This window comes from Chryseobacterium sp. ZHDP1 (assembly GCF_018603435.1).
In the GTDB taxonomy this organism is placed as follows: Bacteria; Bacteroidota; Bacteroidia; order Flavobacteriales; family Weeksellaceae; genus Chryseobacterium; species Chryseobacterium indicum.
In genome coordinates this window covers 681,208-693,255 of sequence record NZ_CP075682.1, presented here as the reverse complement: position 1 = coordinate 693,255, position 12,048 = coordinate 681,208, and the positions used below count along the sequence as shown (strand labels likewise).

The window sequence follows — 12,048 nt, the reverse complement described above, 5'->3', positions numbered from 1 at the left end:
ATTAACAGGTCGCTCCTACGGAGCTTTCCTGCATCGCTATAATTATTAGTCTTTAATAATTTCTTTCTCTTTTTCTTCCTCATCATCATCGCCGTAAAGCGTTTCCACCACATCAGATTTAATACCGATTTCATTTAAATATTTAGAAAAAACTTCGGTCTGCCCGTGCGTAACGTGAACGATTTCAGCTTCGGTGGCTTTTATAGCCTGTAACAAACCTTTCCAGTCGGCGTGATCGCTCATCGGGAAACCTGCATCGGCACTCCGCCATCGTCTTGCACCGCGAACCTGCATCCATCCGGAACAAATTGCTGTTGCGGCATCCGGAATTTTTTTGATGACATTGGAATCCAGCAAAGCGGGCGGAACAATTACAATATCTCCTGCAACGTACTTGATGCTTTCCCTGAAATCGGGAATTTCGTAATCAGGAAGTACGATTCCCACTTCTTCAAAGGCTTTATTCAGTTTTCCGATCGAGTAGTGGACGTGGATTTTTCCCATTCCTTCAACGGCTTTCATTACGCGTTGTGCTTTTCCCAAAGAATAACCTATGAAAACAGAGGTTTTTTGATTTTCCTGATTTCTGAGTACCCAGTTCTGGAGTTTTTTATTCAGATCCGGAACTTCCAGCCAGTTGTAAATAGGCAGTCCGAAAGTGCTTTCGGTAACGAATTCATTACATCTTACTAGTTCGAAAGGCATACTTAATCCATCATCCTGAACTTTATAATCTCCTGAAACAACGCTTACATAGCCTTTGTATTCCAACCGGATCTGTGCTGAACCTATGATGTGACCGGCAGGATGAAGTGAAACTTTTACGCCATTAATATTGATGACTTCGCCATATTCCACGCTCTGAACTTCAAGATCTTCGCTGATTCTCTTGTGCAGAATAGGTTTGGTAAAATGATGGCACAAGTATTTTTTCATGCCCCAACGTGCGTGATCGGCGTGTCCATGAGTAATGACTGCCAAATCAACCGGTCGCCAAGGATCAATATAAAATTTTCCCTGCGGACAATAAATGCCTTTATTTGTGAATGTGATAAGTTTCAATGGTGCAATTTTGTTATTTTTTACATTCAAAAATCTAACCAATATATTTAAAAATCTTTAATGTAGCATCTTTTTCACATGATCCGTTACTATTTCAACCGATTTTTCCATTTCTGTGGTATTGAGGTTTCCAAATCCTAAACGCATGGCGGTTAGATTTTTATTCTGATAAAGTAAGGTTTTAGGAATAAATAAATTATTTTGCGCACAGTTTTTAGAAAGCTGCATTAAATTAATGGGAATTTGCCATTCCGCCCAGACCGCAAGTCCGCCCGACGGTTTTTCGAATTGTATATAATTTCCTAAACTTTCCTGAATCAGATGAATAAAATAATCTCTTCTTTCCTGATAAATTTTTAACGATTTTTTCAGATATCGGTTAATTTCTCCTTCGGCAATCATTTCACCCAAAACGTGTTCCATTAAAATATCACCCTGTCTGTCGATAATTCCCAGATGTTTCCTCATTTCAGACATCAGATTTTCGGGAGCGACAATAAATCCTGTGCGGAAACCGGGAGCTAAAGATTTTCCGAAAGAACCGATGTAAATCACCATTCCGTTCGTATCTGCGCTTGCAAGCGGAAGAAGCGGACTTTTGTCGTAATGAAAATCGTAATCGTAATCGTCTTCTAAAATGATAAAACCAAATTCATTCGCAAGATTCAGCAACTCTAATCTGCGCTGTGCGCTCAATGTAACAGTTGTGGGATAATGATGATGCGGTGTAAGATACAGCATTCTCACTTTTTGCTGTTGACAAACTTTCCTGACTTCTTCCGTATTAATTCCTTCATTGTCAATGGAGACTGATTTTATTTTCACCCCTGCTTTTTGAAAAATCATGTTCACCGAGAAATAGCTCAGTTCTGCAACTAAAACAATATCACCTTCAGATAAAAGAATTTCCGAAGCAATATAAATGCTCATTTCGGTACTTCTTGTAATCAGAAGGTTATTTTTAGAAATAGGTAATCCTCTGGATAAATTTAAATATTTAGAAAGATTTTCTTTAAAAAATTCACTTCCATCCTGATTGTACTGTCCTATTTTATGTGCTTTTCTTTTTAAGATAGAACTGTAAATTCTGGAATGCTGATCGATTTGAGTTAAGCGGATGTCGGGAATTCCGTCATTAAAAATGTATTCACAATTGGAATATTCAAAAGGATTATCTAAAATATTGGATGTTTTGAAGGTAAATCCTGTTGATTTCGGATAATTTTCGAGCTGAATTTTTTTTGAATTTTTCGATTCCAAAAACTGATACTGGTCTTTTCCGATGATAAAAGTTCCTTTGTTGGGAAGACTTTCCACCCATCCCTGAGAAAACAGCTCTTCATAGACAGAAACAATGGTATTTCTGTGAACATTCAGCATTTCGCTTAACATTCTTGTTCCCGGAAGTTTGGTTCCGAATGGCAAAAAACCACGTTGAATGGCATTAATCAGCTGATTGGAAATCTGCATGTAAATAGAAACTTCGGAATTTCTATTGATTTTAATGAAGCTCTGATAAGGAATTTTAACCGGACTATCCATAATCTTAAAACTGGCACCATGTAACCATCCGGCAATATACTACTTTTGAACCAAAACAAAAAAGAATGGAATTGTACAGTCTTTTAGAAAAAATTGTTCAGCAAAATGAAACGCACGCAAAATGGCTGAATACGCTTTCCTTTATGGAAAATGCAGGAGCCAGAAAAATTTCAGCTTGCGAACATCCGACTAAAGTGAGTTTAATACAGCTAAAACACGCTGCGGAAGAACATCGCCACGCTTATTATCTTAAAAAACAGATCCTGAAAATTGATCCTGAATTCTGCAAAACGTACAATAGCAATGAACTTTTAGCCGCAACGGCAACGAGACAATATCTTCATTCTCTTGACATTAAAGCGTGTAAATATCTTCAGCAAAATTTCAATCTCAGCAAAGAAGAATTAAAATATGCGGCGTATCTGTTTGTAACATATGCTATTGAGGTTCGTGCCGATGAATTATATCCTGTTTATCAGGAAATTCTGACAAAATATACCTCAAAAATTATGGTAAAGTCAATTATTTTGGAGGAAGAAGGACATTTGGAGGAAATGATTAATCAGTTGGACGAATTTTCGGAAGACTGGAAAATTCATGCAGAAATTGTTTTAGAGATTGAAAAAGATTTTCATAGCCAATGGATTGATGCCATTTCAAAAGAGATTTTACAGGTAAATTATGCTGAATAATTTTCGTCATTTTCACGAAGCCTTAGAAAAAAGAAAAGAAAACGGAACCTTAAGGGTTTTAAAATCCCAAAAGGAAGGAGTGGATTTTTATTCCAACGATTATTTGGGATTGGCAGGAAATAAAGATTTTCAGCAGATTTTATTAAAAAAAATCAACGAAAATCCTGAATTGCTGAAAGGAAGTAAAGGTTCCAGACTGATCAGCGGAAATAGTTTAATTGTTGCTGAAACAGAAGAATGTATAGCCAAAGAACATCAATACGAATCGGCTTTGCTTTTTTCTTCTGGTTATAATGCGAATCTGGCTTTGTTTTCAACAATTCCCAATCGACATGATACCATAATTGTGGATGAAAAAATTCATCGTTCCGTTCATGATGCATGTAGGATGTCGAATGCTAAAAAACTGAAATTCAGGCATAATGATATTGAAGATTTAGAAAGGATTCTGAAAAAGCAAACCGGACTTTGCTATGTTGCTGTTGAAAGCCTTTATTCGATGGACGGAGACATCGCTCCTTTGAAAGAGATTGCAGAAATCATAGCAAAATACAAGGCTCAGTTAATTGTGGATGAAGCCCACGCTTTCGGTGTTTTTGGAAACGGTTTGGTGAGTGAATTTAATCTGCAGGAAAAAGTTTCAGCAACGGTTGTAACCTATGGAAAAGCTTTGGGAACGCATGGTGCGGCGATTTTAACGGATGATTTAATTAAATCTTATCTCATCAATTTTGCATCCCCTTTTATCTATACGACTTCAGCGCACGATTTTCTATGGATGAGTATTTCTAGCGGTTATGAATTTTTAAAAGCAAACAGTAGATTATACATTCAACTTCAGGAAAACATTAAAATTTTTCGTAAGCAGAATTTAGCCACTCCGTCTTCTGAAAACAGCCCGATTCAAGCCATTATTATTCCGGATAATCATCAGTTGAAAATTGTACAGAACGTTTTATCGGAAAGTGGATTGTTAACGTATGCGGTTTTCAGTCCAACGGTAAAAGAAGGAACGGAAAGACTGAGGATTTGCATTCACAGTTTTAATACAGAAGAGGAAATTTTGAAGTTAACCGGGATTATTAAAGAATTTGTTTAAAACGTAAATATCATTCAATTGGGGAGTAATGAATCTATTGATTAAGTCTGTTTAAACTTTTATTTAACCGCAAAAGTCACAAAAGATTAACTAAACTTTTATTTAAAGTTGATCATTATAAATCAAAAAGGTAACAATAGTTTTTAAAAATCTTTGATTTTTATTCTTTTGAGCGCTTTAATTATTATAGAAATTCACTTTAATACTGTCTTTTGTGACTTTTGTGGTTAATCCTGAAACAGTTTAAACAATTTTATGATTAAAAAAGGATAGATTTCTCCTTCGTCGAAATGACAAGAAAACATTGAAATAATGAACATTGAATTAGAAATACAAAACATGAATCAGAAAAAACTCTTCGTCACAGGAATCGGGACAGAAGTCGGGAAAACGGTTTGTTCGGCGGTTTTAACAAAATATTTTGAGGCAGAGTATTGGAAACCGGCTCAGTCCGGAGATCTGGAATACTCTGATACGATGAAAATTAAAGACTGGGTAGGAGAACATACGGTTTGCCATCCGGAAAGATATCGTTTTAAACTGGCTGCATCACCACATCAATCGGCAAAGGAAGAAGGAGTTCTGATTGATCTGAATGAATTTAAACTTCCTGAAACACAGAATCATTTAATCATAGAAGGAGCGGGAGGATTGATGGTTCCGCTGAATGATAATGAATTTATAATTGATTTAATTGAAAAACTGAACGTTCCCGCTGCTTTGGTTGTGAAGAATTATTTAGGCTGCATCAATCATACATTGTTGTCTGTTTTAGTTTTAAACCAAAAGAAAATTAAACTGAACTATTTAATTCTCAACGGAAATTTTCCACCGGACACGGAAAGGGTTATTTGTGAAAATATTCCATCAGAAACTGAAATTATAAGAATTCCTGACCTTGAAAATATAACAAAAGAAAGTATAGAAAGTATTGCAAAACAATTAGAAAAAATAGAATCATGAATAAAAATCAACTAAGAAACGACTGGACGAAGGAAGAAATAGAAGAAATTTATAATCTTCCGCTTCTGGAACTTGTTTACAAAGCTGCAACAGTTCATCGGGAGTGGCATAATCCTGAAGAAGTTCAGATGTCTACATTGCTTTCGATTAAAACAGGAGGCTGTCCGGAAGACTGTTCGTATTGTGGACAGGCAGCGCGTTATCATACGAATATTAAAGTTCAGGCTTTACTGCTGACAGAAACGGTCATAGAACACGCGAAAAAAGCAAAAGAAGGCGGTTCGTCGCGCTTCTGTATGGCTGCGGCGTGGAGAGAAGTGCGTGACAATCGTGATTTCGACCGTGTTATTGATATGGTAAAAGGGGTGAATGAACTTGGACTGGAAGTGTGCTGTACGTTGGGAATGTTAACGGAAGATCAGGCAAAACGCCTTCAGGAAGCAGGTTTGTATGCATACAATCACAATCTGGATACTTCTGAGGAATATTACGACGAAATTATTTCCACAAGAACATTCGACAACAGAATCAATACGATTAATAATGTAAGAAAAGCCGGAATTACGGTTTGTTCGGGAGGAATCATCGGATTGGGAGAAACGCCAAAGGACCGGATTTCGATGCTTTTAACATTGGCAACAATGCCGAAACATCCGGAATCTGTCCCGATCAATGCATTGGCAAGAGTGGAAGGAACGCCGCTTCAGGATAATGAAAAAACGAATACCTGGGAAATGGTAAGAATGATCGCCACGGCAAGAATTGTAATGCCTTCATCAATGGTTCGTTTAAGCGCAGGAAGAATTGAAATGACTGAATTTGAGCAGGGATGGTGTTTCATGGCGGGAGCCAACTCGATCTTTACAGGGGAAAGAGAAACGCTTCTGGTAACGCCAAATCCGGGTGTTTCTGAGGATATGCAGATGCTGCAGACTTTGGGATTAAAGCCGATGATGAAGGAGAAAACGATGTGCTGAAAAGTGAATGGTCAATAGTGAATTTTTGGAGTGTGAAAATAACAATTCAGCATTGAATTCTATTTATACTTTCAGTACTTATCTATTAAAGTAAAGAATGATTAAACGCAAAGAAAAATGTTTTGTTTTAATAATGAGTAAAGCAAAGAAATTTCCGTCAGAGACGGATGATGAAGCGGTTGCTTAATGGCAGATGAAATCTGCTTTACTTTGCTTAGCTTAAAATATTAACATGGAAATAAAATCTTTGCGTTTACAATTTACGATTAACAATTCACCATTGATAAAATTAAACATTACGAACAATTATTTATGAATTTACAAGAGCGCGACAGAGCCGTCAACTGGCATCCTTACACGCAGATGAAAACAGCGGAAGATGCAATCCCGATCGTGAAAGGAAGCGGAATTTATCTTTATGATGAAGACGGAAAAAAATACATCGATGCAGTCGCTTCGTGGTGGGTTACGCTTCACGGTCACGCGAATCCGTACATTGCACAAAGAGTTTCTGAGCAGTTGAATACGCTGGAACAGGTTATTTTTGCGGGATTTACACACGAACCAGCCATTCAGCTTTCTGAGAATTTACTGAAACTGCTGCCAGAAAATCAGGAGAAGGTTTTTTATTCGGATAATGGTTCTACTGCGGTGGAAGTGGCACTGAAAATGTGTATTCAGTACTGGCATAATCAGGGAAAAGAAAAGACGAAAATTCTGGCTTTTAAAGAGGCTTATCATGGCGATACTTTCGGAGCGATGTCGGTGAGCGGAAGAAGTGTCTGGACAAAACCTTTCGGGGAAATGCTTTTTGAAGTGATCTTTATTGATCCGCCGACTTCTGAAAATATGGAAGATTTAAAAGCCATCATAAAAAATCATTCTGAAGAAATTGCGTGCTTCATTTACGAACCGCTGATTCAGGGAGCCGCGGGAATGTTGATGCACGAAGCTGAAGATTTATCAGAACTGATGAAATTTTGCAGAGAAAACGGAATTTTAATGATTCAGGATGAAGTTTTTACAGGTTTCGGAAGAACCGGAAAGCTGTTTGCGGCAAATTATCTTTCGGAAAAACCGGATATCATGTGTTTTTCAAAGGGACTGACAGGCGGAACAATGCCGATGGGAATTACGACTTCTTCACAACAGATTTTCGACGCGTTTTTGTCGGATGATAAGTATAAGACGTTATTTCACGGTCATTCTTTCACGGCGAATCCTTTAGCGTGTGCAGCGGCTTTGGCAAGTATGGAATTGCTTTTGAAAGAAGAAACGCTGGAAAAAATCAATCTAATCAGTCAGAAACATTTCAATTTTTCTCAGATTTTAAAAAATCATCCGAAAGTTGAAAATGTGAGACAGACCGGAACGATTATCGCCTGGGAAATTAAAAATGATGAAAAAACGTCCTATTTTAACGAAATCGGGAAGATTTTGTATCGTGAATTTTTAAAAAGAGGAATCATCATGCGTCCATTAGGAAATGTGATGTATCTTGTTCCGCCTTACTGCATTACGCCTGAAGAACTGGATTTTGTGTATCGGAATATTCTTGAAGTTTTGGATGGCTTCAATAATTGAATGATTGACTTATCCCATTAATTAATATTGTAGAATAACTATCAGTAATTGGTTTTCTAATAGTGTCCCTTCGACAAGCTCAGGGTGGCATCTCGAATACTAACCGCAATATTTTAACATTGTCAGACTAAACCTGTCGAAGCATTTATTAGTAAAAGTGATAAATCAATTAAATGATTTTAAATCTTCTGATGTTCGTTTCCCCATTGGTGAAGTTCATCAAGGATAGGACCAAGCTTTTTGGCTCTTTCCGTTAATTTATAATATACTTCCGGAGGAAAATTGTAGACTTCAACCCGTTGAATGATATGATCTTCCTCCATTTGTTTGAGCTGTTCTGCTAGAACTTTTTTAGAAACTTTAGGCATTTTTCTCCATAATTCCACAAAACGGACTTCTTTTTCCTCAAAAAGATTCGATAAAATAAGCGGTTTCCACTTTCCGGAGATCATGTCTAATGTTTTTCTCAGTCCGCAGTTTTTAAATTCTTCAAATGTCATACGTTACAAAATTGTATATAGTGCACCTTTTGGTAACCATCGATTATTTAATTTCACTTAAATAATAGCTTTGCAGATACAAAATTAAAGAAAATGAAATTACAATTATGGCGAAATGCAACGCTGCTTTTAAATATTGATGGACTGAAAATTTTAATTGATCCGATGTTAGGTGAAAAAGGTTCTTTGGGACAATTTCCGATGGTAGACAATGAATTATTGAATCCATTAATTGATTTACCTTTCGCTGAAGAAGAACTGCAGGAAAAGTTAAAAACGATTGATGCGGTAGCCGTTACACATCTTCATCCCGATCATTGGGATCCGAAAGCAATTGAACTTTTAGATAAAAATGTACCCATTATTTGTCCTGAAATCATTTCCAAACAGATTTCCGAGGCTGGATTTAAAAATGTGATTGCTTTTAACGATACAATACAGTTTAAAAATATTGAAATTTCTTTAACGGACGGACATCACGGAACAGGGGAAATTGAAGAACAGATGGGCGTAGTTCATGGGTTTGTCTTTAAAAATGCTGAACAGTCTGTTTATATTGTCGGAGATAGTATCTGGTGTGAAGAAGTGGAACAGGCAATTAAAAAACATCAGCCGGAACACATTGTTGTTGCAGGAGGAGCCGCAACTTTTGTCGTGGGAGATCCGATTGTGATGACGAGTCATGATATTGTAAAAGTCTGTGAATCTGCGCCGAATTCAAAAATCTGGGTAACACATCTGGAAAGTGTAAGTCATGCAAAAGAAGACAGAAAATTCATTAAAGAAAAAATTAAGGAAAATGGTTTGGAAGAAAGATGTTTTGTGCTGAATGATGGTGAAGAAGCTGAATTAAGTGTTTAAATCTCTTGTTTTAAGATTTGAGATTAAATCTTAATTTAGCCGGATCAAATTATAAAAGATGCATTTAGAAACAGAAAGATTACTGATTCGGGATATAACTTTGGACGATAAACAGGCAGTTTTTAATTATCGTTCTGATGCGGAAGCGAATAAATTTCAGAGCTGGATTCCTGAAACGTTGGAGGATGTTGAACAGTTTATTGAAAGAAATAACAAAGAATTTAATCAGCCGGAAAGCTGGTATCAGGTTTTAATTACGGAAAAAGATACAAAAGCTGTGATCGGCGATATCGGAATTCATTTTTTTGGTGCAGAAAATTTGCAGGTGGAATTAGGAATTACTTTAAATAAAGACTTTCAGGGAAGAGGATATGCTTCTGAAGCGTTAAAAGGAGTGATTAATTTTCTTTTCAGTGATCTGAAAAAACACAGGATCATGGCTTCCATAGATCCGGAAAATATTGATTCTCTTAAACTGATGGAACGCATTGGTTTTAGAAAAGAAGGTCATTTTGTGAAAAGTCTATTCTGGAAAAACAACTGGACAGATGATGTAATCTACGCTTTGCTCCGCGAAGAATGGATTAAAGAATAAAGGAAAAAGCCGTTTCAACAGAGGCGGCTTTTATTTTCAGTACAAACGTTCATGATGCATTTTTCTTTTGCTTGGCTTATTTTTTGAACCTTGCAAAAATAAATTTTATATGCTATCCGTATTTCTGTTACAATTAGACTGGAAAGAGCTTTTAATGGGACACGAAGAATGGTCTTTTATTCTGGAAATCATTCTCCGCACCGCCATTATGTTCATTACCATTATCATAGGATTAAGAGTTTTGGGAAAGAGGGGAGTGAAGCAGCTTTCTATTTTCGAACTGGTGGTTATTATCGGACTTGGTTCTGCAGCGGGAGATCCTATGTTTAATAAAGATGTCGGAATTGTTTCATCCTTTATCGTATTTGCGGTTATTATTCTTCTGTACACCATTGTAACCTATTTTATCGCAAAAAATAAGAAAATCGAACAGCTTATTGAGGGAAAATCGATCTGCCTGATCGAAAACGGAGAATTTTCCATTGAAAATTTTAAAAAAGAAAATCTGGGGAGTGATGAATTTTTTGCTGAATTAAGGTTAAAAGGAATTTCCCAACTTGGGCAGATTGAAAGTGCCATTGAAGAAATTTCCGGAGAAATCAGTGTGTTTTATTTCGAAGATGAAAGAGTAAAGTACGGACTTCCGATTATGCCGGATTCTCTGGATCATCCTGTGAAAACGATTGTTCATCAGGGATTTTATTCATGCACATTCTGCGGATATACGGAAGAAAAGCCGAAAGGTATGGCAGGAAACTGCAGCAAATGTAAAAAAGATGAATGGGTAGCTTCGAGTAACAAGAAACGCGTTACCTGATAAAAACAAAAAAGACTCCTTAGAAAGGAGCCTAAAAAAACACAAATGATGAAAAAAAATTATTTCGATTCACAAATATAATTAAAAAATGATTTTCGAACCTAATATTTTCAGAAAAAAAATAACATATTTTTTTCATGATGTCAATAGATAAAACTAATTGGTTTAAAATCATCTTTTTTATTTCTTTACAGGCTTTTTCTTTTTAAATGAAACAGGTGTATTTCCTGAAAGTCTCTTGAAAAAATTACTGAAATACGACACGTCTTCAAACCCCAGTTCATAGGTAATTTCCTTTACAGATTTATCGGTAAACAGCAAAAGTCTCTTTGCTTCAAGAAATATTCTCTGCTGAATAACAGACGACGGACTCTGGCTGTTGTACAATCTGAATAGGTTGGATAAAGTCTTTGGCGATTTATGAAGCTGATCTGCATAAAATTTTACAGAATGCTGAGTTTTGTAGTTCTTTTCCACCAAAAGATTAAAACTTCTGATGATATCCAGCTTTACTTCGGGAAAATCATCTTTTAAAAACTGCTTTTTTCCAAGCCTTGTAATAATAATGATGAGTCTTTTGATGAGCATCCGGATCATATCCTCCTGAATTCCGTCGATTTCCTGAAACTCCTCAATAAAAATGCTTTGTAAAAATGATAATTTTTCATGATCTTTTTCATCAACAGCAATAAACATGATGTCGGCTGAACCGTAAAACAGAAATCCGACACAGCTCACTTCTTCATCGTGCGTTTCAATACAGTAAAAATCTCTGTTAAACTGCCATGCAACGATTCGGGAGGAATCTTCAAACTGAAAAGACTGATTGACCATAAGACAAAGAACGGTTCCCGATCTAAAAATATATTCAATCCCGTCAATGATTACTTTTTGGTCTTCGCCTTTGTTCCAGGCAATGGTAAGCAGCTTTTTCTCCCGGTCTTTCCCGTAAAAATCCCGGTCGAATAGTTCGGGATGTACAAAAAGCCGGCATTCGGAGCCGGTCTGTCTATTATTTAAAGAATAAATCATTAAATCTGTTTGAACTTCTTATGTAACCGCAAAAGTAGCAAAAGATAAACTAAACTTTTATTTAAAGTTGGTGATTATAAATGAAAAGCTTACAATAGTTTTTAAAAATCTTTGATTTTTATTCCTTTGAGCACTTGGATTATTCTGGAAATTTCCTTTATCATTATCTTTTGTCCCTTTTGCGGTTTATTCTGAAATTAGTTAAACAGCATTACTAAAATTTCATTTTAATTCAGAAAAACTTTTAAAAAGTCAGAAAAGGAAAAAATCTAAATCTTTCGGGAAATTCTGCTATGGAATTGCCTTTCCTGAAACCGCAACTTT

12 protein-coding genes are annotated in these 12,048 nt (G+C 36.2%); 8 read left to right on the top strand and 4 right to left on the bottom strand.

Features of this window, described 5'->3' with window-relative positions:
- Positions 1 to 45: 45 nt before the first annotated feature.
- The gene (locus tag KKI44_RS03115) at positions 46 to 1,062 is read right to left on the bottom strand and encodes a ligase-associated DNA damage response exonuclease (RefSeq protein ID WP_214589796.1); all 1,017 of its coding nucleotides are present in this window, start codon (positions 1,060 to 1,062) and stop codon (positions 46 to 48) included.
- 57 nt (positions 1,063 to 1,119) lie between these two features.
- Positions 1,120 to 2,604, bottom strand: a complete 1,485-nt coding sequence (locus KKI44_RS03110; RefSeq protein WP_214589795.1) for a PLP-dependent aminotransferase family protein — start codon at positions 2,602 to 2,604, stop codon at positions 1,120 to 1,122.
- 65 nt (positions 2,605 to 2,669) lie between these two features.
- Here KKI44_RS03110 and KKI44_RS03105 point away from each other — a divergent pair, with 65 nt between their 5' ends.
- From KKI44_RS03105 to bioA, 5 genes are all read left to right on the top strand, one after another.
- Positions 2,670 to 3,296, top strand: a complete 627-nt coding sequence (locus KKI44_RS03105; protein ID WP_375181596.1) for a hypothetical protein — start codon at positions 2,670 to 2,672, stop codon at positions 3,294 to 3,296.
- The gene (locus KKI44_RS03100) at positions 3,286 to 4,395 is read left to right on the top strand and encodes an aminotransferase class I/II-fold pyridoxal phosphate-dependent enzyme (RefSeq protein ID WP_214589794.1); all 1,110 of its coding nucleotides are present in this window, start codon (positions 3,286 to 3,288) and stop codon (positions 4,393 to 4,395) included. Before KKI44_RS03105 ends, KKI44_RS03100 begins: the two co-directional genes overlap by 11 nt.
- Positions 4,396 to 4,707: 312 nt before the next feature.
- The gene (gene bioD, locus KKI44_RS03095; RefSeq protein WP_250902149.1) at positions 4,708 to 5,358 is read left to right on the top strand and encodes a dethiobiotin synthase; all 651 of its coding nucleotides are present in this window, start codon (positions 4,708 to 4,710) and stop codon (positions 5,356 to 5,358) included.
- Positions 5,355 to 6,335, top strand: a complete 981-nt coding sequence (gene bioB / locus KKI44_RS03090; protein ID WP_214589793.1) for a biotin synthase BioB — start codon at positions 5,355 to 5,357, stop codon at positions 6,333 to 6,335. Before bioD ends, bioB begins: the two co-directional genes overlap by 4 nt.
- Positions 6,336 to 6,647: 312 nt before the next feature.
- A complete protein-coding gene (bioA, locus tag KKI44_RS03085; protein WP_214589792.1) occupies positions 6,648 to 7,919 on the top strand; it encodes an adenosylmethionine--8-amino-7-oxononanoate transaminase in 1,272 nt (423 codons plus the stop codon).
- A gap of 179 nt (positions 7,920 to 8,098) precedes the next feature.
- Here the strand turns inward: bioA and KKI44_RS03080 are convergent, their stop codons facing one another.
- Positions 8,099 to 8,419 carry a winged helix-turn-helix transcriptional regulator gene (locus KKI44_RS03080; RefSeq protein ID WP_214589791.1) on the bottom strand — a complete coding sequence of 107 codons (321 nt, stop codon included), beginning with the start codon at positions 8,417 to 8,419 and terminating at the stop codon, positions 8,099 to 8,101.
- A 93-nt stretch (positions 8,420 to 8,512) separates the two neighbouring features.
- On the opposite strand from KKI44_RS03080, the gene KKI44_RS03075 reads away from it, so the two are divergent.
- The 3 genes from KKI44_RS03075 to KKI44_RS03065 all read left to right on the top strand — a co-directional run bounded on the left by KKI44_RS03075 (position 8,513) and on the right by KKI44_RS03065 (position 10,692).
- Positions 8,513 to 9,280 (top strand): MBL fold metallo-hydrolase, encoded by a 768-nt coding sequence (locus tag KKI44_RS03075; protein WP_214589790.1) that lies wholly within the window; start codon positions 8,513 to 8,515, stop codon positions 9,278 to 9,280.
- Positions 9,281 to 9,338: 58 nt separating this feature from the next.
- Positions 9,339 to 9,875: a GNAT family N-acetyltransferase gene (locus tag KKI44_RS03070; protein WP_214589789.1), complete on the top strand. Its 537-nt coding sequence runs from the start codon at positions 9,339 to 9,341 to the stop codon at positions 9,873 to 9,875.
- Between the two features lie 109 nt (positions 9,876 to 9,984).
- Positions 9,985 to 10,692 (top strand): DUF421 domain-containing protein, encoded by a 708-nt coding sequence (locus KKI44_RS03065; protein ID WP_214589788.1) that lies wholly within the window; start codon positions 9,985 to 9,987, stop codon positions 10,690 to 10,692.
- Between the two features lie 180 nt (positions 10,693 to 10,872).
- Here KKI44_RS03065 and KKI44_RS03060 read toward each other — a convergent pair whose 3' ends face one another.
- Positions 10,873 to 11,724 carry an AraC family transcriptional regulator gene (locus KKI44_RS03060; protein WP_214589787.1) on the bottom strand — a complete coding sequence of 284 codons (852 nt, stop codon included), beginning with the start codon at positions 11,722 to 11,724 and terminating at the stop codon, positions 10,873 to 10,875.
- Positions 11,725 to 12,048: the final 324 nt, after the last annotated feature.